General features: G+C 43.8%; 17 protein-coding genes, 1 tRNA gene and 1 riboswitch. Of the genes, 12 read left to right on the top strand and 6 right to left on the bottom strand.

The window, feature by feature from the left end; translation table 11 throughout:
- Positions 1-15: 15 nt before the first annotated feature.
- The 3 genes from HMPREF0868_RS04725 to HMPREF0868_RS04715 form a co-directional block, all read right to left on the bottom strand.
- The gene (locus HMPREF0868_RS04725) at positions 16-1,653 is read right to left on the bottom strand and encodes a hypothetical protein (RefSeq protein ID WP_012993562.1); all 1,638 of its coding nucleotides are present in this window, start codon (positions 1,651-1,653) and stop codon (positions 16-18) included.
- Positions 1,654-1,727: 74 nt separating this feature from the next.
- Positions 1,728-2,885 carry a TadA family conjugal transfer-associated ATPase gene (locus tag HMPREF0868_RS04720; RefSeq protein ID WP_012993561.1) on the bottom strand — a complete coding sequence of 386 codons (1,158 nt, stop codon included), beginning with the start codon at positions 2,883-2,885 and terminating at the stop codon, positions 1,728-1,730.
- A 23-nt stretch (positions 2,886-2,908) separates the two neighbouring features.
- A complete protein-coding gene (locus HMPREF0868_RS04715) occupies positions 2,909-4,048 on the bottom strand; it encodes a hypothetical protein (RefSeq protein WP_012993560.1) in 1,140 nt (379 codons plus the stop codon).
- A gap of 270 nt (positions 4,049-4,318) precedes the next feature.
- Here HMPREF0868_RS04715 and thiS point away from each other — a divergent pair, with 270 nt between their 5' ends.
- The 6 genes from thiS (at position 4,319) to HMPREF0868_RS07955 (ending at position 9,603) form a co-directional block, all read left to right on the top strand.
- Positions 4,319-4,513, top strand: coding sequence for a sulfur carrier protein ThiS (thiS, locus tag HMPREF0868_RS04710; protein WP_034574231.1), 195 nt, complete (start codon positions 4,319-4,321; stop codon positions 4,511-4,513).
- Positions 4,482-5,099 (top strand): sulfur carrier protein ThiS adenylyltransferase ThiF, encoded by a 618-nt coding sequence (gene thiF, locus HMPREF0868_RS04705; protein WP_197028496.1) that lies wholly within the window; start codon positions 4,482-4,484, stop codon positions 5,097-5,099. Before thiS ends, thiF begins: the two co-directional genes overlap by 32 nt.
- 21 nt (positions 5,100-5,120) lie before the next feature.
- Positions 5,121-5,882 carry a thiazole synthase gene (locus HMPREF0868_RS04700; RefSeq protein WP_012993557.1) on the top strand — a complete coding sequence of 254 codons (762 nt, stop codon included), beginning with the start codon at positions 5,121-5,123 and terminating at the stop codon, positions 5,880-5,882.
- Positions 5,883-5,892: 10 nt separating this feature from the next.
- Positions 5,893-7,053, top strand: coding sequence for a 2-iminoacetate synthase ThiH (gene thiH, locus HMPREF0868_RS04695; protein WP_012993556.1), 1,161 nt, complete (start codon positions 5,893-5,895; stop codon positions 7,051-7,053).
- Between the two features lie 142 nt (positions 7,054-7,195).
- A riboswitch (SAM riboswitch) is annotated at positions 7,196-7,298 on the top strand.
- 53 nt (positions 7,299-7,351) lie between these two features.
- On the top strand, positions 7,352-8,557 hold the full coding sequence (gene metK / locus HMPREF0868_RS04690) for a methionine adenosyltransferase (protein ID WP_012993555.1): 1,206 nt from the start codon (positions 7,352-7,354) through the stop codon (positions 8,555-8,557).
- Between the two features lie 185 nt (positions 8,558-8,742).
- Positions 8,743-9,603, top strand: a complete 861-nt coding sequence (locus HMPREF0868_RS07955; protein ID WP_012993554.1) for a ComF family protein — start codon at positions 8,743-8,745, stop codon at positions 9,601-9,603.
- Between the two features lie 48 nt (positions 9,604-9,651).
- On the opposite strand, the gene pdxR is transcribed toward HMPREF0868_RS07955, so the two are convergent.
- Positions 9,652-11,058, bottom strand: coding sequence for a MocR-like pyridoxine biosynthesis transcription factor PdxR (gene pdxR / locus HMPREF0868_RS04680; protein ID WP_049779003.1), 1,407 nt, complete (start codon positions 11,056-11,058; stop codon positions 9,652-9,654).
- Positions 11,059-11,660: 602 nt separating this feature from the next.
- Here pdxR and cysS point away from each other — a divergent pair.
- From cysS to HMPREF0868_RS04660, 4 genes are all read left to right on the top strand, one after another.
- Positions 11,661-13,082 (top strand): cysteine--tRNA ligase, encoded by a 1,422-nt coding sequence (gene cysS / locus HMPREF0868_RS04675; protein WP_012993552.1) that lies wholly within the window; start codon positions 11,661-11,663, stop codon positions 13,080-13,082.
- On the top strand, positions 13,075-13,578 hold the full coding sequence (locus HMPREF0868_RS04670; RefSeq protein ID WP_012993551.1) for a Mini-ribonuclease 3: 504 nt from the start codon (positions 13,075-13,077) through the stop codon (positions 13,576-13,578). The genes cysS and HMPREF0868_RS04670 overlap by 8 nt, the downstream gene beginning before the upstream one ends.
- A complete protein-coding gene (rlmB, locus tag HMPREF0868_RS04665) occupies positions 13,553-14,563 on the top strand; it encodes a 23S rRNA (guanosine(2251)-2'-O)-methyltransferase RlmB (protein WP_242821307.1) in 1,011 nt (336 codons plus the stop codon). Before HMPREF0868_RS04670 ends, rlmB begins: the two co-directional genes overlap by 26 nt.
- A gap of 160 nt (positions 14,564-14,723) precedes the next feature.
- Positions 14,724-17,453, top strand: a complete 2,730-nt coding sequence (locus HMPREF0868_RS04660; protein ID WP_012993549.1) for a leucine-rich repeat domain-containing protein — start codon at positions 14,724-14,726, stop codon at positions 17,451-17,453.
- Between the two features lie 227 nt (positions 17,454-17,680).
- Here HMPREF0868_RS04660 and HMPREF0868_RS04655 read toward each other — a convergent pair.
- Positions 17,681-17,757: transfer RNA gene (locus tag HMPREF0868_RS04655), tRNA-Arg, on the bottom strand.
- A gap of 51 nt (positions 17,758-17,808) precedes the next feature.
- Entirely contained in the window at positions 17,809-19,137 is a 1,329-nt protein-coding gene (locus HMPREF0868_RS04650; RefSeq protein WP_012993548.1) for a hypothetical protein, read from the bottom strand.
- Positions 19,138-19,298: 161 nt separating this feature from the next.
- Here HMPREF0868_RS04650 and HMPREF0868_RS04645 point away from each other — a divergent pair, with 161 nt between their 5' ends.
- Both HMPREF0868_RS04645 and HMPREF0868_RS04640 read left to right on the top strand, forming a co-directional pair.
- Complete coding sequence (locus tag HMPREF0868_RS04645; protein ID WP_012993547.1) at positions 19,299-20,702, top strand: AI-2E family transporter; 1,404 nt, start codon at positions 19,299-19,301, stop codon at positions 20,700-20,702.
- A 370-nt stretch (positions 20,703-21,072) separates the two neighbouring features.
- Positions 21,073-22,404 carry a 2-hydroxycarboxylate transporter family protein gene (locus HMPREF0868_RS04640; protein ID WP_012993546.1) on the top strand — a complete coding sequence of 444 codons (1,332 nt, stop codon included), beginning with the start codon at positions 21,073-21,075 and terminating at the stop codon, positions 22,402-22,404.
- The last annotated feature ends 148 nt before the right edge of the window (positions 22,405-22,552 follow it).

Below are 22,552 nucleotides of genomic sequence, written 5' to 3'. Positions count from 1 at the left end.
TAACGAGGCCTGAAATCAGCTGAAACTGAATGTGGCAATAACCGGGGCGACCGTAAGGATTATTATTGATATCAGGTTTAACATCATTGGAATCAGTATTTTAAAAGTGCTTTTTTCACGATATTTTCGCATAGTATTGCGACTCAATTGCCAACAGGTGTTACATTGTACCGCCAATAGAGTTAAGGCTTGCCCATTTCCTTGTATAGCATATTGATTAATCAGGTTTAAAGCTGATTGTATTTCCGGTACATAACTGTGTTTGGCTAAATCAACCAAACCACGGCAATAATTTTCCCCACGGCGCATGTCGGCATTTATTTTCCGTAGAGCATTACCGAGCACATCGGTTTCACCGGCATAAAGGTTAATACTTATTTCCAAGGCACGATAAGGCACAAAACCGCTGTTCAATAGTGCGTTAATCAAGCCAGCGAAAAAAGGAAATTTATTGATCAGATCACAACGACACAGCTCGGCTTTTTGCTTGGGCTGTTGCATGAAAAGTAAAACCAGACCTATACCGCCGAACGGAAACAGCCACAGCCCGGTATTCATGCCGTATAAGAGCAAGCCTGTTATAGAACAGCCGATTAGAAAAATTGGTAGCAAGGTGGCACAAAAAAAGTCAACATAAGTTAAGTTGGAATTGTCGTTGGGCGGTGTCTGCTGCGTCGGCGGCAAACCACCCAATTTTACGCCATGGTTCGAGTAGGATTTCATGTCTGGCTTGGCGACCGGCGGTTGAGGCATGCCTATTTGCGCCAGATTGCTTTGCAAATTAAGTAAAACTGTTTGCGGCAAAAACTGCTTAAGCGATTGTCCTATACGTAAAAGAATTTTACTTTTACTGCAAGTGTTTATCGGGAAAAGCGGCCGACTAGATGGGATCACGTCACTCTGCCCTTGGGAAACAATATAAAAAGTCAGGGCAGAAGCTGTTACAGCGACAAATAAAGAAGCCAGTTTCATAACTCGGCCTAGGGTGGTAATGGAAGCCTGGGCATAATAGCTTCCGGCAGAAAATTGCAAAATGGCTGACATGATATAAGGCATTGCAGCCATAATGAAGGCTTCGACGGTTTGTTTGTTGCTGTCGGCAGTTATTTGAGCTTCCGTGTCGTTTAAATCGTTGACCATCGTGGTCGCAAATTTGCAGAGGTTATTCATATTGCCATTGTTTCTCAACTGTAGGGAAAATATTTTTAAAATTGGTTTGGCTTCACGGCAAACGCTTTGATTGCTCAGTTCGTCCAATACTTGAGCCGCCGGCAGGTGAGCAGCTAGCATTCCGGAGGCGTTGCATAATTGCTGCATTAAACGATTACGTGTTCCTGTTATGAGGACCAAATCGGCAATGGCCCCGGTAAAGGCGTTGGTAAAGGTCATTCCACCGGTCAGCTCAGCGGACATAATTTGTAAAAAATGTCCGAAAATAAGCCTATACAGTCTTGCCCGGCGAGAGGCCAAAAGCAGCTTTAAGCAGTGAACCGGTGGCCAAGTTAAGGGAAGCGTCAATAAAACATTTAAAATCAGATTGTCGGTGTACAGCCGGATTACCGGAAACATCAATATCAGCCCCAGTGCTCCAAGAAGAACTGTTTCTCGATATCGGCGGTATTTGTTTGCCAATTCATTTAAAATATTCCTCATATTTTATTTTCTCCTTTCCGGTAAGTATTTTTAGCAAAACAACTTTGTCAATTTCTCTCTAGCAAATTTTCTTGTCAAATCCCATCTGAAATATTTTTTAGGCAGTCATTAATTTCGTCGTAGATAAATACTGGACTTAGATTTACTGAATGCTCATCGCAGCCGATTACTCTATCGATGGACATGACCCGTCTGCGACCGTTACTGAGACGCTTGATATTAATCATGTATCTTATGCTTGTGACTAAATTTCGTAAAATTGCCTGATAAGGCAAGCGGGTGCAGCCGGAGATCATATTGGTTAGACGAATCAACATGTCGGCCGAACTGTTGCCGTGTCCTGTGCAAAGGGTGCCGGGATGCCCGGTGTTGGCAGCGTGAATTAACATGTAGGCTTCATCGCCACGCACTTCACCGACAATAATGCGATCAGGGCGCATGCGTAAGGCCGTTTTTATTAGGTCGGCTATGGTGACTGATCCTTGGCCTTCAACTGTACCGGGCCGAGCTTCCAATTTAACTAAATTAGGTTGATTGCGTAATTGAAGTTCTGCCGAGTCTTCAACCGTTATAATGCGTTCTTGAACAGGTATAAAAGTTGACAGTGCGTTAAGTAAGGTTGTTTTTCCAGCCGATGTACCGCCACAAATAAATATGCTTTCCTTAGCCTTTATGGCTTCAGCCAAAAATTCCATCGCTTGTTTGTTTAAACAGCCGGAAGCGACAATTTCATCAGGGGTTGGCAAAATACCGGTAAATTTGCGAATGGTCAAAACCGGTCCGTCCGGGGCAATAGGTGCTAAAACGGCATTGGCTCTTGAGCCGTCCTCCAACCTGAGGTCAGTGATCGGATGTCCTAAGCTCAGTTCCTTATTAGCCCGTGCAAATATACCGGTTATTACTTCTTCTAAATGCTGCTGCGAATTGAATTTGACCCCTGCCGGTTGTAATTTGCCGTGACGTTCAACAAAAACAGTATTTTTGCCATTGACCATTATTTCGGTTATAGAAGGATCATCCATCAGCGGCTGAAGCACGTCCAGGCCAACAATGGAGTTGAATATATAATTTATATATTCATTGCGCAAGCGCAAAGCAATATTTCCGGAAGATAGTTTGCGATCTATGGCGATAGCGATTTCTCTGCGTAAGGCTAGTTGGGTATCAGGTGAAAATGTAGTAAGTAAATTATGTTTAATTTCATTAATCAATGCTTGGTCAAGTTCAGCCATGTTATCCTCGCTTTCACCTGATTTTACAGGTCGAGTATCGGCAAGTGAGTTATTTTTGTTTTCAACTCTGGTGAAATTTCCATAATATCTTTCAGCTCGAGTTGCCATACGTGATTAAATGCCGGTATAGTTGGCGATATAATTTGAGTAGTCCCGGTGAGGTTCAGGCAAGCAACAGTTGAAGCCGGTGAAAGCCCGCACATATAAATTATTCCTACTGTAAAAGGTTCGCTTATTCGTACAAATTCTTTGAAGGCCACTATAAGTGAAGTGCATTCCTCCGTCTGAAGATTAATGAGGTCGTCATAACGACGAAAGGGCAAGAGTAATCTTACATTGGGCGTGAGCTCAATCTCACTTTGCTTGAACATTGAATTCACATCGCCGTTTTCAATGTTTATGGCTTTTATCAGTTCGCTAAGCGTCGGCTTGTCGTCGAAATCAGCTGATATATTTGTGGATGCCTCAACTGATGAAACGTTAACTTTTTCATCAGCTGTTGAATTTCCATTTAAATGATGTCCGTTAATTGTATTTAACCAAGGAAGTGGAAAAAGAAGTTGTGGACAAAACGGTAGAATCAGCAATTTCAGACCTAGCGTGGAATATTGAGCTACCAGCTTGTTGACGGCTGAAACTGCTTGGGTGTTATCACAGGGCGGGGCAAGCAAGCCGATCATCTTACCGACGGTATTTATGCGGTCGGGATGGTTTGCAGCTCGATTTAAAATAAATTCAGCGATCCTTTTTGGGGGAGTGTAGCGGCTGAAATCGGTACAGTAATAGGGATTTATTTCTTGCACAAGGTCAGTGGCTTCGCTGGCGTTGGCCGCGCATGTAAGATTGCTGTAACAGCCTGATCCGTTCGTATCCGATCCATCATTACATTTGGCGCAGGTGGAAAAACCGTCAGCGAGATTTTCGATAAAACCACCTGGCCTTTCTTTGTATAGCTTAAGAGTTTCGCAATGCTCAAGTGTCTCGGCCGGCAAGGCTGGGTTCGTTGCTGCTATCAGCAAATCGATATTCCTTGTTACCAGATCGTATACAAGCTTTTTTTGCTCATTAAATACGGAGAACTCTTCGCGAGGACATAAAAATGATAGCTTCCCAGCTAGGTTCAGCAGATACTTATAATCTTTATCAAAAATAGCAATTTTCATCGTGTAGCCAACCTTTTAGTTTTATGAACCCAATTTACAACCGTTCACTTGGTGGTATAGTCGACAAATTTCCTCAATTTTAGACAATGTCGCCGCCTGACAATGCTTTTGCGAGCTAAGCAACCAACAATAAATTGACGTAATTATATAAATTAAGCAGCTTGAAAAAATATTTTCTCTGTGCTAGACTCCAAAACAGAGTGCGAAAGCGCGAAGGGGTACACCACCACGGGTGTAGTTTCTTCGTGCTTTTTTGTTTTGGAGGTGAATATGAAAATAAATGGCCGAGAGATACATATTAATGGCGAAAAGAATTTGCTAGAAGTCCTTGTTGCGGCAGGATTTGCGCCAGAAAAAGTAGCTCTTGAAAAAAATAGTGCACTCGTGCGTCGGGCTGATTACGGCAAGACTTTAGTTGTCGACAGCGATGTGCTTGAAGTGTTTTCATTTACCGGTGGAGGCTGAGGTTAGACGCGAGGATGTTTTGTTGCGCCAAAGCGCAGCGATTAATGCAAAGATTGACGGCAGCGTGGTAGCCGTTTTGGGATGTGGTGGCCTCGGCAGTAATGCAGCGAATATACTTGCCCGTCTCGGTGTGACAAAGCTAATAATTTACGACTATGACGTGGTAGAAGCATCCAACTTGAATCGCCAAAATTACGGAATTGATGATATCGGTCGACCGAAAGTTGAAGTTACTAAAAAACGTTTGGAGAGCCAGCTGCCGGCGGTGAAGGTTTCGGCTCGTCATCAACTGGTTACTGCCGAGGAATTAGCGGCTGTTTATGAAGAAGCGGACATATTTGTTGAAGCTTTTGATTCCGTTGAGGCCAAAATGCTTGCTTATGATTTTTTTGCGGAGCGACAAAAGCCGTATATTTGCACTACCGGAGTTGCTGGTCCATATGGGGAGATCGGTCGGAAGGATTTCGGCAATATACATGTGGTCGGCGACTTTCAAGGCGAAGATCGTAAAGATTGCTATGCCCCGAAAGTTGTGGCGATTGCGGCCTTGGAATGTCAAATTGTTTTAGAATTATTGATGAAATAACAGGGAGATCGGAGGATTAGTATGGATAAATGGAGGTTAGGCAAAAAAGAATTCAGCTCACGGTTTATTTTGGGTTCGGGCAAATATGCGCCGGAGTTGATTGATGCGGCTGTGCGGTGTGCCGGAGCGGAAATGGTCACGGTAGCTTTGCGCCGGGCCAATACGGTTGATGTAAAAAATATTCTTGACTATGTTCCTAAGCAGGTTACTATTGTCCCCAACACCAGCGGGGCGAGGAATGCAGATGAGGCGGTCCGCATGGCCCGTTTGGCACGGGAATTGGGCTGCGGCGATTATGTTAAGATCGAAATTATGCGCGATTCAAAATATTTGCTACCTGACAATGCTGCAACATTAGTGGCTACTGAAGAGCTGGCCAAAGAAGGGTTCATTGTTTTGCCGTACATGTATCCGGACCTTAATTTTGCCCGTGATTTGCGTGATGCCGGAGCAGCAGCCATAATGCCCTTGGCCGCTCCGATTGGCAGTAATAAGGGCTTAGCCACAAAAGATTTTATTCAGATTTTGGTTGATGAAATTGATTTGCCGATAATTGTGGACGCAGGTATCGGGCGTCCATCTCAAGCCGCGGAAGCGATGGAAATGGGGGTGGCAGCAATTATGGCCAATACTGGTATTGCCACGGCCGGAGATATTACGCGCATGGCGGAAGCTTTTAAACTGGGAATTGAGGCTGGCCGTCTGGCCTATCTCGCGCAGCCTGGCAGAGTATTAGGGCGAGGAGCTGCTCCATCTTCACCGTTAAGGGATTTCTTTAATTAGAGGTGATAATATGCAAAACAAAACTGTGTTCGATTATTTGCCCGATATGGATGTCATATCTGAAGAAATTCCAAATGCTATAGCCGCAGGCTGGGAAAAACAAAAATTGCGAACAGTAACTGAGGCCGACATGAAGATGGTACTCGCCAAGGAAAGGCTGTCGCCGGATGATTACTTTATTTTGATCAGTCCTATAGCTGAGAAATTTATGCCGGAGATGGCAGCCAAAGCGGAGTCACTTCGCCGCCGTTATTTCGGCAATAATGTTTATGCTTTTTCTCCACTTTACATCGCCAATTACTGTGAAAACGGCTGCCGTTACTGTGGGTTTAATGCGCAAAGTTCGATCAAACGTTCAATGTTGACCACCGCGGAAATTGAGGCGGAGATGCAAGCACTTGCCGCGGAGGGAATAGAAGATGTATTGTTGCTTACCGGCGAGTCGGCGCGTTTTTCTTCGGTAGCCTATATCGAAACTGCTGTCGGAATAGCGCGCAAATATTTTAGAGTAGTAGGATTGGAAGTTTACCCGGCCAATGTGGCAGACTATCGCCGTTGGCAGATGGCTGGCGCGGACTTTGTGACGGCATTCCAAGAAACGTATGATCCAACAGTGTATGACTATTGTCATCCTTATGGACACAAGCGTAGCATTATATATCGTATGAATACGCAGGAACGGGCAATTATGGGCGGTATGCGAGGTGTTGGCTTTGGCGCTTTATTCGGGCTTAGCGACCCGTTGCACGATGCTTATGCCCTTGGGTTGCATGCCTATCTCATTCAACGAAAATATCCGCAGGTTGAGATTGCCATCTCTTTTCCCCGTATTCGTCCGACGCACGGTACAAGTGGTGTCGGTGATACCCACAAGATAGGTGAAAAGAAATTAATGCAATATATTCTAGCGATGCGCATATTTTTGCCGTTCGCGGCGATAACCGTTTCTACTCGGGAACGCAAAGAATTCCGCGATGCCGCCATGGCTTGGGGGGCAACAAAGATTTCCGCCTCGGTTGATACTGGGATAGGCAGGCGGTGCAATGCGCATGCCGAAGATGAAGGTGAAGAACAATTTGTTATTGCTGACACCAGAACTTTACATGAAATAGAAACCGATTTGGAGGAAAAAGGTTTGTATGTACTTAGGAATGACTACATCCGTTTATAAATAGCATACGTTTACAACTGATATATGACAGTGGACAACATAATTAATAAGTCTGCACGGCTTAATATCGTAGAAAATAACTTCAAAAAATGCAGGTTTATAGACAAATAAACGACTATGTGCTAGACTTAACCGAATTTAATCCTTATCAAGAGTGATGGAGGGACCCGGCCCAATGAAATCCGGCAACCGGCGTAAGCACGGTGCTAAATCCGGCAGGTAAAGTTTTACCTGGAAGATGAGTTTATATATCTCTTTCGGGTTCGACTCGAAAGAGATTTTTTTTGGAGGTTTTTCGATGAAAGAATATTTAAATGAACGCAGCAAGTATCTGTTTTCTTCAGAATCAGTGACTGAGGGGCATCCTGACAAAATATGCGATCAAATATCTGATGCTGTTTTGGATGCCATATTAGCCAAAGACAGCATGGCTAGAGTGGCTTGTGAAACGATGACCACCACGGGAATGGTAGTGGTGGCTGGCGAAATCTCTACCAATTGTTACGTCGACATACCTAAAATTGTTCGTAACACTGTCAGGAGAATCGGCTACACGCGCGGCAAATACGGATTTGATGCGGACAATTGCGCCGTTCTTACCGCGATCGACGAGCAGTCTGGCGATATAGCCATGGGTGTTAATTTGGCCGCTGAGCACAAGGACGGCTCAGACGAAGCAGTCATCAACGGTGCGGGAGATCAAGGCATGATGTTTGGCTACGCCTGCAGTGAAACAAAAGAGTACATGCCGTTGACTTTGGTTTTAGCCCATCATTTGTGCCAAAAATTGACTGAAGTTCGGCGTAACGGGGTCCTGCCTCTGATAAGACCGGACGGCAAGGCTCAAGTGACAGTAGAATATGACGGCAATAAGCCGATACACATAGATACCGTGGTTATTTCCACTCAACATGACGAAGACTACAAGTTGAGCGATTTGCGCAGGGACATTTTAGCAGAAGTCATTACTCCGGTTATGCAAACAGAACTGTTTGATGCAAAAACAAAGATATGGATTAATCCTACTGGACGTTTTGTTATCGGCGGCCCTCATGGTGATACCGGGGTAACCGGACGTAAAATTATTGTTGACACTTATGGCGGAGCGGCTGCTCACGGCGGCGGAGCTTTTTCCGGTAAGGATCCGACCAAAGTCGATCGCTCGGCTTCCTACATGGCGCGTTATGCCGCTAAAAATGTCGTTGCAGCTGGACTGGCGGAGCAGTGCCAGATTCAGGTTGCCTACGCAATCGGCGTGGCGCATCCGGTGTCGATAAATGTCGAAACTTTTGGTACGGGCAAGGTTGATTCAGAAGTTATTATTGATGCCATAAGAACGGTGTTTGATTTTACGCCGGACGGAATCATTCGTACGCTTGATTTGCGACGCCCGATTTATGAGCAGACAGCGGCTTACGGACATTTCGGCCGTGACGATTTGGATCTCCCTTGGGAAAGACTTGACAAGGTTGATGACTTGCAAAAATTTGTTAACCGAAAATAAAACGTCGGTTGATTTATTAATCTTCCTACGCAGATGTGCTAAAAATGTGGCGAAGATTTTAATATGAAAACAAATACCGTAACTCAGGTTGCGGTATTTTTTTCACTATAAAAGCAACTGGGCAAGTACAACTGGGCAAACATAACAGCAAGCACAACGGCCGGCAGACCGAATTAAACTAATAGATGAGAGGGGCGATTAAAAAAGATGAAGAAGGTGATTTTACGTTTAAGCTACCGAACAATATATTTTTCCCGCTGGTTTGCTTCGGCTGCGGTATAGGAATGGGCGTGCCCGGCCTGCTGCCCGGGTTTTGTCCTGAATGCGGTGATCGCTTGAAAGAATTTCTTGAACCGAAAAATGTCAGGTTACACTTGATTAAAAACTCTTCTACTGAGCCAGGTATGCCTGTTTTGAGTGTATTTCCCTATATAGACCCGATAGTAGGAATGATCAGAAGTCTTAAATTTGCCCAAGCCTATGAAAACGCCAATATCCTTGGAACCTACATGGCGGTAGTTTGGCGGCGACTAACTTCTGTAGGGGTATATGAAGGCATTTTTTACCGCCCTTATGGACAATTTTTTTATCACGGCCACGCAAATTTAACCGGCTTACAAGCCATATCGGGAAATATTGTCGAAAAACGGTTGCCGCTGCAACCGGACGGAGTGATAGCCGTGCCACTGCACCGTCGACGTCTTAGGCAACGCGGTTACAATCAGGCAGATCTAATAGCCTCTGCCCTGTGTCGTTTGCTCAACTACCCCAATATGGCCGGGATAATAGTTCGATCAAAATATACAAAGCCACAAACCGAAACCGCCGATCGACGCGAACGCCAGCTTAACGTTCAGGATGCATTTTCCTGTGTTTGCCGGGAAAAGGTAAAAGGCAAGTGCATTTTGGTTATAGATGACGTTTTGACCGGTGGATCAACGCTATTAAGTGTGGCCGCCTGTTTATATGCAGCGGGTGCTGCGACTGTTATCGGCATGGTCGCGGCTACCGACCATCCTCGTTTAAAAGATCTTTCTGAAACTTAGTTTGGCCTTGGTGTGATTTTGCTTGAGGACAACTTTGCCTTGATAAATTTATAAAATCACTTTTAAAATCTCCAATCCTGCAGTGAAGGAGGCGAGATTTAAACTGCGACAACTTAAAACGGCAACTTTAGGTGGAACTTTTACCGGTGCCAAAAGATAATCTGATAAAAAGTTCAGTTTCAGGCCGTGTTCTTCGCCATTCCGCTTAAGCTCAGTTTCATCTTTAGATGACTTCAACGGTAAGAGAAAATTTAATCCGGGAATATTACGAGGCAATTGGTTAAGATAATCAAATTCGCTCAAGCGAGGCAAGACAGTTTGATAAAATTGGCGGTATCGCCGGCGCAGCCGATTTACATGACGCTCAAAATAGCCGCCATCTATAAACGCTGCCAATGTATATTGCTCGAAACTAGTTACTGTGCAGCTATAATTACTGTACAAAAGATTGTATTTTTGAATAAGCGAAGAAGGCAGAACCATGTAACTTATACGTAATGACGGAGAGATTGTCTGCGAAAATGTATTAATATATATAGTTCTGTTGTTATAATCCATTTGCCTGAGAGCTGGTAAATGACTTTTATTGAACTGAAATTCTCGTTCATAGTCATCCTCTATCACATAGCGGTTACGGTCGGCTTGAAGCCACCCCAGGACGGCTTGTCGACGTCGCTCGCTCATTAAACAGCCGGTTGGAAATTGCCCTGACGGTGATATGTGTAAAACGTTTGCTTTGCTTAAAGCCAAATATTCCGGCAAAATTCCTTCGCCATCCAGCGGTATTGTGGTTGTAGTGACATTTTCTCCGGCATAAATATTGGCTAATCTGCGATAGCCGGGATTTTCTAAGGCGATAATTGAGTGTCTTCCTACCAATTTAACCGCGATACTGTATAGGTATTCGGTTCCAGCCCCGATAACGATATATTCAGGGTTTACGGTAACCCCTTGATTACGCAATAAATATTTGGCGATTGACTGCCTGAGGGTGAAAAGTCCGCTGTGGGGCAATCTCTCTAATAGACGGTAGTAATTTATGCTGATAATTTCTCGCATCAGTTTTGACCATGTGCTGAATGGAAAAGAATCGGTATGGGGGGTGTGATTGCTTAGATCTATATATGCGGAAGGGCAGCTCGGAACGAAATCGGGAGGAACGGGTGGGAAGTTGGGAGCATCGACGGGAAAATGGTTCGGCGTAATAATCTGGTTACTGAATTGCCGCGCCCTTTCTTCCGGTAACAAAACAAAGTAGCCACTGCGAGGGCGTGAAGTGATATACCCTTCGGCGATTAGTTGCTCATAAGCAGTCTGTACGGTAACTGTGCTGACATTATGAGTATCGGCCTGACAACGTTTTGAAGGCAGACGTTCACCGCCGCGCAAATTTCCTGAGACAATGGCGGTTTTGATTTCGTTATATAATTTTAGGTAAAGAGGTTCTTTAGGCATAAGCATCGTCAGTTAGGCAGTGTTACTGGCAAACTGTTCGTTTAAATCCATGAACTTATGCAGACGATTTCAGTCCGAATTTGTATCATTAGAACAGTTGTCGGCCGGCAAAGCAAATTACCACCTAAATTATAGCATTAAGTGGTTAAGATTACAGGTTATATTATCGTTTGGCCTCTGTGGTGGCTGCGCTTCTTCCGCAGATTGGGTATGATTTTGGATAGCGATGCGGGTATAGGTTCTGGCTTCACCAAGTCTTTCACCAAATCTTTCCCAAAATCTAGAATAAATTGGACGCGCATCTCGCCGCAATATCACCTTTTGTTTAACTTGCCAAATATGCTATAATTAAGATGCCTTAGATGTGTGACGGCTTTGTTATTTGAACCTTCATGACTTAAACGGGAGTTCGGGTCATTGCGGAATACGTCCATACCTTCAACGTTAGGGAGGACCAAGACCGCTGCAGGACACCCACCTGGCAATATGCTGGGTGTCAATGCGAGGTCGCCACCTTCTCGGGCGATTTTTAAATAGTTGATCTTTAAAAGACTAAATTTAGGATAGATACTATACAATTATTTAATTTGTGGGAGAAAGCAATGCAATTATTTGACTCTTTAACTAATCAGAAACGTGAGTTTATTCCGCTTGAACCGGGTAAAGTTAAAATGTACAGTTGCGGCCCGACTGTTTATAATTATTTTCACCTCGGTAACGCCCGGCCGTTTGTGGTATTTGATTTGTTGCGCCGATATTTGGAATACCGTGGTTACAAAGTTACTTTTGTCCAAAATTTCACCGATATAGATGACAAAATGATCAGACGTGCCAATGAGGAAGGCGTTACCCTACGAGAGTTGGCGGATAAATACATTGCCGAATATTTTAAAGATGCTGACGGTTTGGGCATCAAGCGGGCCACTATTCAGCCTCGGGCAACAGAGTCAATTGATGCGATAATAGAACAGGTCGGTAAATTGGTTGCTGGCGGCCATGCTTACGTAAGTACGGACGGAGTATATTTTTCGACAAGGTCTTTCCCAGATTATGGTAAATTATCCCATTTCCATTTGGATGAGCTGGAAGCGGGAGCCAGTGAGCGGGTCAATACGGGCGAAAACAAACATGACCCGGCAGATTTTGCTGTCTGGAAGTTTAAGAAACCAGGTGAACCGGCTTGGCCTTCACCTTGGGGCGAGGGCCGTCCCGGCTGGCACATTGAGTGCTCATCCATGATTAACCGATATTTGGGGCCGACCATAGATATTCATAGCGGGGGGAAAGATTTGATTTTCCCGCATCATGAAAATGAAATCGCTCAAAGTGAGTGCGCAACCGGTAAACAGCTCGCCCACTATTGGCTTCACAATGGTTTTATCAATGTCAATAATGAAAAAATGAGCAAATCCTTGGGTAATTTCTTCACGGTCAGAGATGTGGTAAAGCATTTTCCTTATGATGTTATAAGGTTTTTCTTGCTGACAGGTCACTATCGCAGTCCAATTAATTTCAGTGATGAATTGTTGCAGGCGGCACAGACTGGTTTGACAAGATTACGCAATTGCTATAGCGCGGTGCAGTTTAAACTTAAGAGCAAGGCCGAATCGGCAGAATCAGCTGATAAAGCCGCTGCTGCTGCCGAGTCTGTTCGTAAGTCAATTGACACGGCTCGAGCTGCTTTTATTGCAGCTATGGACGATGATCTTAACACGCCGGATGCTTTGGCGGCCATTTTTTCGTGGGTGCGGGAGGTCAACACTTTGATTACGTCTTCGCCGTCGGCGGCGGACTGTCAGGCCGTCCTCGACTTCTTTGATGAATTGGGTGATGTCTTGGGTTTACGTTGGCAGTGCGAAGAGGCGATTCCAACAGAAATTTTAGCTTTAGTGGAAGCACGGACCCAAGCTAAAAAGGCTAAAAATTTCACGCTAGCCGATGAATTGCGTAAGCAGATAACTGAAGCTGGATATACTTTGATGGATACGCCCCAGGGGCCGCGTATCGAGAAACAACATGCATGATCCTGTGTTGGAATCAACGTCATTGCAACAGTTGGGGAAAACCCAACAATTGCAGCAAACACTGGAGATGCAGCAGATAAGGCAGTTGCCGGTATCGACGCTGGCCTATATCGGAGATGCGTATTACGAACTTTGGGTGCGGCGGCGTTTGCTTTCATTTATTGTTGCGAAATCAGGTGATTTGCATCACTTAACTGTGAAGCTGGTCAATGCGACATTTCAGGCTGCTTTGGTGCGCCAGTGGCAGAAGGAAGATATACTTGATTTAGATGAAGAGGCGATTTTCTTGCGCGGCCGCAACGGCAATCCCGGTGCAATGGCCAAACACGCTGATCCGGTTGACTATCGGTTGGCAACTGGTTTGGAAACTTTAGTCGGTTACCTATATCTTTCAAACAAGCTTGGCCGACTCAATACGCTGCTGCAACCTGAAATAGACCGAGCTATTTTACAAATGAAGGTAAATAAATATGGAAATACGAAACTTCAACCATAAAAACTCAGGCGATCGTGACTTTGATTCAGCGAGTGGACGCAGATCAAGTGATAGGCGCCGTATGAACCGAGGAAACCAACAGAACCTGCAGAAAAGGGAGTTATTAGGTACCTCAAACGAAGGGCATGATGGCCTGAGGCGGACAAAGACCGCTAAAAGATATGACAACTCATTAAAAGTTGCAAGAGAACGGGAAAACACAGGCGGACATGCCGATACTGAAAAAATTGCCACCCGTGAAGATCGGCTAGAAGGAAGGAACCCAGTTATTGAAGCTCTTAGAGCCGGCCGCCAAATAGATAAAATTTGGGTTCAGGCAATGGGTGATGGCCGGCGTCCGGAGCCTACTTTGGCCGGAATAGTGAATATGGCAATATCTTCCGGGGCCGTTGTCAACCAAGTCCCTCGTTCGGTACTAGATAATATGTCACAGACAGGGGCGCATCAAGGCGTTATTGCGCAGGCTGCCGTTATCCCCTACGTTGACATTGATGAAATTTTGGCAGTTGCTGCCGCCAAACAGGAAGATCCGTTTATAATAATTGCCGATGAAATTCAAGACTCTTACAATCTTGGCGCAATTTTACGGACAGCTGAATCAGCCGGAGTCCATGGAGTTGTTTTTCCTAAACACCGTCAAGTGACTTTGGACGCGGTTACGGCAAAGGCTTCCGCCGGAGCGGTTAATCATGTGCCTTGCGCGCGAGTCAACAATTTGGTGCAAACTATGAACTATCTTAAGGGCAAAGGGGTTTGGATTGCCGGCTTGAACATGGATGGTGAGTCTATTTTCGACAACAAAAAAATGACCGGGCCGATTGCTCTGGTCGTTGGAAACGAAGGCAAGGGAATAAGCCGCTTGGTAGCCGATAATTGCGATTTTACGGTAAGCATCCCGATGCAGGGTGTGCTTAACAGCTTGAATGCTGCAGTAGCTACCGGAATCGCAGTCTTTGAAACTTTAAGATTGCGGCAGCGGCAATAACAAGTATATTCAATTAAATGAATTGCCATAAAACAACTAAATTTATTCAAAATGCGAAATAAAGTTAGCCGCGGTTGATTTTTCTCTATGATGAGCATATACTGCATAAAGTTATTTTTAGCTTTGCCAAAAGCAGTAAATGTGAATAGGGGGAATTAAAGTGAAAAAGATAAGGGAGCTGACCGCTCTGTTGACGGCCAGCCTTATGTTCTGTTTCAGCGTGGGCGGATTGCCTAGAACAATCAGTGCTGAAGAAGACGAATGGAAGAGCAGTGACTTTGTCATTGAAAATGGTGTTTTGTACGGCTTTTCACCCGCCGGCGTGACCAAATTGAAGGATAATCCACAAGTTACTTTGCCTAGCGAAGACGAGCAACATCAGCCGGTTACCAAAATCGCTTCATTTGCTTTTACACCTAATAAAAGCGCTGATATTGATAATTACATGTTGCGCTGGAAAAAGTCTACCGATCAAGGCTTTGGCTTGGACGAGTACGGTGTAAAAATTGAGAAAAAAGGTGCAGACTTTAACGCCAGCATGCTTCAGGGCGTAAAAATTCCGGAAGGATATACTGAAGTTGGGCAGGATGCTTTTCGCGAAAATTCTGCTTTAACGGAACTGAAACTGCCGAACTCCCTTCAGTGGATCAAAATATATGCTTTTGGGCATACCAAACTGGGAAATTTAACATTGGGAACTGGGCTGACCAAAATTGACGATTTGGCTTTTTTTGATGCACAAGTGAAGGGTGATTTAGAATTTCCCGCCGGCTTTACCTCTTTGGGCGAGCGAGCTTTTAAGAATAATCAATTGACAAACATTGTTTTTAAAGGGAACAAGCTGACAGAAATAAAAGATTGCACCTTTCAAGATAACAGCTTGACGCAGCTTAACTTCCCAACATCAATCAAGAAGATTGCCCCGGATGCATTCAATGGCAACATAGGTGTTGAAGAATATGGCGATAAAGTCGTTATTCGGACGACAAGTCCTGCCCAGAAAATATCGGATGGCGAAAATTTTTATTGCAATCCTAAGGACGACAAAAAGATAGTTTTGCCGGAATTAGACGTATCAAAATGGGTAAAAGGTGATTTTGTCATTGAACACGGGGTGATTAAGGGCTTTAGCAAACAAGGGCTACGCAAAATAAAGCGCAACAAGGACGTGAAACTACCTGATGCAGATGCTTCAGGCGCGGCAGTTACTGAAATTGCCGATAATGCTTTCCGCAACATTGACATGGCTAATGAAAGTTACCGCAAGTTTGATATTGCCAGTGTTACTTTGCCTAAAAGTTTAGTTAGAATCGGTAAATATGCTTTTCAATGCAATAATCTAACTACTATCGATTTTCAGGACTGCGAACATTTGACGGAAATAGATGCCGGAGCCTTCATGGACAATCAGATAGCGGATGACTTTTTGTCATTCCCGGATAGCTTAAAAAAAATCGGAGCGGCAGCCTTTCATCTTAATTCCATCAAAGGCGTAATTTTGACCTTGCCTAATTTGCAATCAATCGGAACTTCCGCCTTCCGCAAAAATAATATTTCAACCCTGATGTTTTCAGCTGATAATCTTGCCGAAATAGGCGAAATGGCTTTTGCAGAGAACAATCTGTCTGACGAACTTGACTTAAGTCAGCTGCCGGCACTCAAAAAAATCGGCGTACAAACTTTCCGCAACAACAAAATTACTTCTGTTCAGTTGCCGCCTAATTTGGAAAAAATTGAAGCGCAAGCCTTCTACAACAATGATATTAAGCAAATTACTCTGCCTGACAGTGTTACCTCAATCACGTTCAATGCGTTCAGTAATGATGTTGCCGGTAAGCCTAAAACGGTAATTATTGCTAACAATCCTAAGAATATTGATAAACTGCCAGCCGGCGATGGCTTCGTTGTCAATCCGTATAAGAAGATGGATGACATCGACAAGGCTGCGATAAAAAAGGCTTTGGCGGCGGTTAAGGCTTTGCCGATGGATAAGCTGCGTTCTACAACGCAAAAACAGTTTTCTGATATTTTGAATGATGGTGAAAAAATACTTAAGAATAGTGATTTAAGTAAGTCTGAAGCTCTTAAGTTTGTCGCCGATACCAATTTTTTCTTGGGCCGGACAAGTCTGGATGAAGCTATCGCGGTGGGGCAAGCGGCAGAAAAAAATGTCGTAGGTGCCGATGCGATTGACTTGAAAAACTTGCATGCCAAGCTGGAAAAGGCAGCTGAAACTTATAACAATGCAGCCGTAGCTCCGGCGAAAGTTGATCGCCTTATCACGGAGTTGAAAAACTGGACTTCTTTAGTGAAAAAAGAGGGGCCCTTGGCCGAGGCGAAGATGATTCAAGTATATGATAAGTTTTCTTCTCCTTTGGACATTCCGCCATACATAATCGCCTTGCAGGTTTATGTCGATAAATCAGGGAAAATTTTGTTCGTTTCCGATCAATCTTATCGGGTCGGCGAGGGACAGAAGAATGAGTTCGGTGCTCCGATTGAAAATGTCGATGAGGATAATCAGGGTTATCATGAGTTGGCGTTGCCAACCTTGGCTCAATATGAAGGACGGAATATTGATGAAATAATTAACGGCAAATTCACTGATTTGGTAAAGGGTTACGGCGATGCTGAACGATACCATGTTAAGGGCATGTTTGATTTGGTCGTAAAGGCTTGCCGTGAAGCCAAGGCGGCTTTGGCGGCTGATCAAAATCATAGTGGTGGTTCGCACTACTTTTCCCCGGTACTGCCTTTGCTCAAAGGTTCGTATGCAGACGGGAAGGCTGTAGGCAACTGGTGTTCTGCCGTGTGCGTGAGCCGAAAGGCCATGAGCAAAGACAAACTGAAGGATGATGTACCGGCTACTGCGGCAGCTGTTTGCAACTGAAGCAGAGTTGTAGGTTAATATAAGGTTATTAGCCAAATAAAGTTGATATAGCCTGATACTGGTTAGAAAGATTAGAGGCAAGCTTAATTCAAGCTTGCCTTTCGTTTATTCAGGCGACCTTGAGCTACTCAAACTCAAGTGATTTTGCTACGGCTAACGCTTGTATTTGAACGCTGGTGGCTTGATTAAGAGAAAGCACAAAAAAAAGCACCGAATATTCGGTGCTTTGGCGCGCCCAGCAGAGATCGAATCCACAACCTTCTGATCCGTAGTCAGACGCTCTATCCAGTTGAGCTATGGGCGCATCAACAACATAATGCATTCTATCACAGTCATCCTGATTTTGTCAATGGTTTTAACCTTTTGCCAATATTATTTCTTTAACTTTGTCGTAACTGTCGAAAAGGAAAGTGATATTGCCTTCCGGAAAAGACAGTTTATAGTCGTTTCTTACGATAAACGGAAAACGTTTTACGATATCTGCACGGTCCGCTCCAATGCCGATATTCTGCGCGGTAGTAAACGCGGCCGCTTTTACTGAAATTCCGCTGATATGCCCGGAAAAATTATGACTGGCGCGATCATATTTGCCGGCAATCTTTATTTGAAGATCTTTAAATTTCAAATAAATCTCGCCTTCATTTCCGTTGATCTTAACCGGGTAAAAGAAGGCTTCGCTCCATGGACCAAACATACGTAAAATTGTGAAATTATCGATCGGCTGATCTAGCGCGGCGACCGGCACATTTTGCCGTAAAATTGTAAATGTCAAAGCTGTTTCCTTGGTAGGTATTATATCGAATATTTTGTATTTACCTTCTTTAGTCAAATGCGCTTGAACATAACGATTGACCGTTTTTCGTGATGAAGCTCCCTCGGTTAATTCTTCTGAATATAGCAGGGAGGCTGGGACGGTCTGTTCGACTTCTACCAAGTCACCGCGCAATGCGCTCAGCGTGTAATTGTCATTTAGGTGAACACTGCCGGTTTGCTGCGCCCCATAGAAGGCCAGAACTTGTTTGACTTTTGAGCTGATCAAATCTTTGTCATCACCCGGATCACTGAGTATGGACTCCAATGAGGCGGTTGACTTGTCTTTTATAGCACTAAAATATAGTTTAGTGTAAGAATATATACGATAGGAATCGGCGATCCACTCCTGCGAAAAGGTTGCCTGACCGTTGCTATTTGTCGGAATGATCATAGGAAAACGCTTGAACGAGTTGCGAGCTGATTCGTCCAACTCTAACCAATAATATTTTGCTGTTCTGGCGAGTCTGGCATATTTTTTGCTGCGAGCAATCTGAGATTGATAAACAGATCTTTCCAGCCTGGTCATAGGGGTGAAAGAACGAATTCTACGTGCGAAATTATCAGTGAATATTTGGATGTATTGCTGCAATTCTAGTTGTGATGGCTTGGTGTTTTCGTAAGCTGGCAGGGCAGCATAAAAATCCGATGACACTTTGCCAGCATCAACAGCTTTAATGAACTCTTGTACAAACTGATTGTTATTGGCTTTGGAAGTATCAATATCAGCCGTTCTCCCTGGTAGCGAGCCTGAAATAATCGGCGGCGTAAGCTTAACCAATGGTACATTGGCATTTTGCTTAAAAAAATACAGCAAAAGGCTGCCGAGTACACAGATTACAATCACAACTATTATAATGTCTTTTTTTCGCATTGCCATCACCTTTCATTTTTTAGTGTAACATAGTTTAAAGTGCCAGACCATAAATTTTCATTTCCAAATTTTTACCGATATGTTATGCTTACTAAGTGCCAAATAATTTCAATTTTTTCACCTGCGTGTAAGGCCGATTAATTTTGGCGTTGGGGGATATCATGAACATAAGCAGAATTACTTTCCGACGTTTACTGGTTCTTATTAGTTTTTCGATACTTTTTTACGTATGTGTTCAAAACATAGGTTCGGTAGTCGATTTCCTACGAAAAGTGATAATAATTGTACGTCCGGTAGCCTTGGGCTTGATTTTAGCCTTTATTCTTAATGTCCCGATGAAAGCGGCGGAGAAATATTTGTTTGAAAAACCGTTGTGTTTACATGATACAACCAAGCCTCGTCTGATGAAACTGGCTGCTGTTCTGAAGCGGCCTTTATGCCTTTTGCTTGCTCTTTGCTTGGTTTTCGCCATGATGGCAGTTGTAGCATTATTTGTCATTCCAGTCGTTGCTGAAACGATAAGCGAATTGATATCGGGTATACCTGCTTTTGCCAAACGATTAGAATTTAAGGTGAATGAACTTGCGACCAATAACCCTCGCATTGTTGAAACGCTTGAAACTTTACAAATCGATTGGAGGGAACTAACCGAACAAGCCGTCGGACTTATGCGAACTCAGGCCGCAGGGTTGTTGAAGCATATTTTATCGGCCGGTTCAGACCTGGTCTCTGGTTTGACAACATTCCTTGTTGCTTTGGTTCTCGCTATTTATATCCTGAGTTCTAAGGAAAATTTGCAGCGCCAAATGCTGAAATTGTTGCGAGCTTTGGCTTCTGATAAACGCTATGACTCAATTTTAAGTGTGTTTAAACTTGCAAATGCTACTTTTTCCGCCTATGTCAGCGGTCAATTCTTAGAGGCGTGTTTACTTGGATTAGCTACATATATTGGAATGACTATACTAAAACTGCCGTTTTCTGGCTTGATCGGAGTTGTTGTCACGATTTTCGCCATGATTCCGATTGTCGGATCATTTATTTCGGTTGCGGTTGGTACGCTTTTAACTGTAATTGAAGATCCTGGGAAAGCACTTATATTCTTTATCTTTTTTATTGTTCTGCAGCAAATAGAGGGCAACTTTATCTATCCACATGTTGTAGGCAAATCCGTCAAGCTATCAGGTCTCTGGGTACTTGTAGCGATCAGTATCGGCGGAAGTTTGGGCGGTATCGCGGGGATTTTGGTAAGTATACCGACCTTTTCTGTCCTTTACAGCTTGATAGGTCAGTGGGTAAACAGATGTCTGTTGCGCAAAGAAATGAACGGATTGCCGATGCGTTGGTTTGACCGTACGATGAATTTCTTTGCAGACGTTTCTCAAGAAATGGACAAGCCTATCACTGATGGAGTGGGAACTAAGCAGGATAATATTGCTACTACAAGTAACGATACTGGTGTGAAAAACCATGCCGCCACCACTCAGGATGATCGCGGAAAAGATGGAACAAGTTTGAGTGTCACGTCAAATACCGGCACCAATTCAACTAAATCAAAGAACAAGTGATAAGTGTAGAGGACAAGGCTTTTTGCTCAGCTATGCTGGCTATTCAGTTCAATGGCTATTTGTATTAAAGTAATTTTTGTTGCTGCGCTATAAATAAAACCTATGCTTGCGATAAATAAATAGCATACAAACATTCTTTGCCTGAAAAAATGATATTTGAAATAATCAAATATAGCACAATATATCATTGTTACTCTGATTCCTTGTGCGAAACATACATAAAAGTTTGGAATAAGTCCTCTTTGCTATTGCAGTTATACAAAATTAAGGTTAGCATATGAGTATACATTTTTTGTTGTTTATAAATTAGTGCTTATGGGGAGGAGCTATACAAATAGCAGAGATGTAAATACGCGTTAGGAGTACATGTATGAAAGACTTAAAATTGGCCGGATTAAGGCTACCGATTTATATTGTTGTCTTTGTCGTCTTGCTCATTGCTATATTTATGGGCGTTTTGCCGAAAAATATGATCGGTGCTTTCCTTTTTCTCGTTGTTGTCGGTGAACTACTTAACATTATAGGTAACCATTGTCCGATTATTAAAACTTATTTTGGCGGTGGCCCGATCGTTGTTATATTTGGTGGTGCAGCATTGGTTTACTTCAAACTTTTGCCCAAAGAAGTGATACAAATGGTCGATTCATTTATGAAAGATTCCATTAAGATCACCCTTGAAGCCGGCGGCAAAATGAAAATAGCTACTTCTGGTTTTCTGGATTTTTATATTGCGGCTTTAATTACCGGTTCAATCCTCGGTATGAATCGTAAATTGTTAATCAAAGCGGCAATCCGTTATTTGCCAACTATTATTGCTGGTGTTGTTGTCTCCCTTGGTCTTGTAGCTTTAATCGGACCGCTTGTCGGCATAACAACCGGGCAGGCAGTTGCTTATGTAGGTATCCCGATCATGGGCGGCGGTATGGGCGCCGGTGCGGTTCCGATATCACAGGTGTTTGAAAAAGCGTTGGGTATTCCATCAGATGAAATACTGTCAAAATTGGTTCCTGCCGTTGCGCTTGGTAATGCCATGGCGATTGTAGCCGGCGGCTTGCTGAACAAGCTCGGCAAAGTTAAACCGAGTTTGACCGGTAATGGCCAGATGATGGCCAGAGGAACTTTTGAAATTCCTGATGATTCCGCCTATAATCCGACTGTCAAGGATTACACAGCCGGTATTATCATGGCAACTATGTTCTTCTCGCTCGGTTCGATAATAGCTTTCCTTCTGAAAAAGGTTGGCGTGAATATTCATCCGTATGCTTGGATGATTTTGTCAGTTGCTCTTGCTAAAGTTTTGAATATTATCCCCGCCGAAGTGGAGAGAGCTTGCTCGGCATGGTATAAATTTGTGGCTGGTGCCTGGACTGCTGCTTTAATGCTGGGCATTGGAATGTCTTATACAAATTTGGGGCAGATTATAAAGGCTTTCACGCCGCAGTACGTGATTCTTTGCGCCGTCGTTGTGATCGGAGCAATTATCGGCACTGGCTTCATGGGTCGCTTGCTTGGGTTTAACTTCGTTGAAGCAGCAATTACCGCCGGACTTTGCATGGCAAACATGGGTGGTACCGGTGATGTCGCTGTGTTGACAGCTTCCAATCGTATGGAGTTGATGCCGTTTGCGCAAATCTCATCTCGTTTGGGAGGGGCATTCATAATTTTCTTGGCGTCAGTTTTAGTGCCGATATTCTTCGGGTAACAAATGCCTGCTGCAGGGAGGTTTAGAACTCTAATTGATTCGATTTTTAGCCATACCTCTCCGTAGGTTAAACGGTACCGTGATGTGCCGAGATTGTAACATTATTTAAAGTATATAGTCTTAAAAGATCATAAATTTTATGACAGCA

Origin of the sequence: Mageeibacillus indolicus UPII9-5, assembly GCF_000025225.2 — a bacterium.
GTDB lineage: Bacteria > Bacillota > Clostridia > Saccharofermentanales > Fastidiosipilaceae > Mageeibacillus > Mageeibacillus indolicus.
This window is presented reverse-complemented; position numbering and strand designations above follow the sequence as displayed.

What these genes read in the sequence shown, in the direction of transcription:
- HMPREF0868_RS04670 (WP_012993551.1), top strand. Translation starts at nt 13,075, where the DNA reads ATGCATGATCCTGTGTTGGAATCAACGTCATTGCAACAGTTGGGGAAA.
- thiH (WP_012993556.1), top strand. Translation starts at nt 5,893, where the DNA reads ATGCAAAACAAAACTGTGTTCGATTATTTGCCCGATATGGATGTCATA.
- metK (WP_012993555.1), top strand. Translation starts at nt 7,352, where the DNA reads ATGAAAGAATATTTAAATGAACGCAGCAAGTATCTGTTTTCTTCAGAA.
- HMPREF0868_RS04640 (WP_012993546.1), top strand. Translation starts at nt 21,073, where the DNA reads ATGAAAGACTTAAAATTGGCCGGATTAAGGCTACCGATTTATATTGTT.
- rlmB (WP_242821307.1), top strand. Translation starts at nt 13,553, where the DNA reads ATGGAAATACGAAACTTCAACCATAAAAACTCAGGCGATCGTGACTTT.
- HMPREF0868_RS04720 (WP_012993561.1), bottom strand. Translation starts at nt 2,885, where the DNA reads ATGGCTGAACTTGACCAAGCATTGATTAATGAAATTAAACATAATTTA.
- HMPREF0868_RS04715 (WP_012993560.1), bottom strand. Translation starts at nt 4,048, where the DNA reads ATGAAAATTGCTATTTTTGATAAAGATTATAAGTATCTGCTGAACCTA.
- HMPREF0868_RS04725 (WP_012993562.1), bottom strand. Translation starts at nt 1,653, where the DNA reads ATGAGGAATATTTTAAATGAATTGGCAAACAAATACCGCCGATATCGA.
- HMPREF0868_RS04645 (WP_012993547.1), top strand. Translation starts at nt 19,299, where the DNA reads ATGAACATAAGCAGAATTACTTTCCGACGTTTACTGGTTCTTATTAGT.
- cysS (WP_012993552.1), top strand. Translation starts at nt 11,661, where the DNA reads ATGCAATTATTTGACTCTTTAACTAATCAGAAACGTGAGTTTATTCCG.
- HMPREF0868_RS04700 (WP_012993557.1), top strand. Translation starts at nt 5,121, where the DNA reads ATGGATAAATGGAGGTTAGGCAAAAAAGAATTCAGCTCACGGTTTATT.
- HMPREF0868_RS07955 (WP_012993554.1), top strand. Translation starts at nt 8,743, where the DNA reads ATGAGAGGGGCGATTAAAAAAGATGAAGAAGGTGATTTTACGTTTAAG.
- pdxR (WP_049779003.1), bottom strand. Translation starts at nt 11,058, where the DNA reads ATGCCTAAAGAACCTCTTTACCTAAAATTATATAACGAAATCAAAACC.
- thiS (WP_034574231.1), top strand. Translation starts at nt 4,319, where the DNA reads ATGAAAATAAATGGCCGAGAGATACATATTAATGGCGAAAAGAATTTG.
- HMPREF0868_RS04650 (WP_012993548.1), bottom strand. Translation starts at nt 19,137, where the DNA reads ATGCGAAAAAAAGACATTATAATAGTTGTGATTGTAATCTGTGTACTC.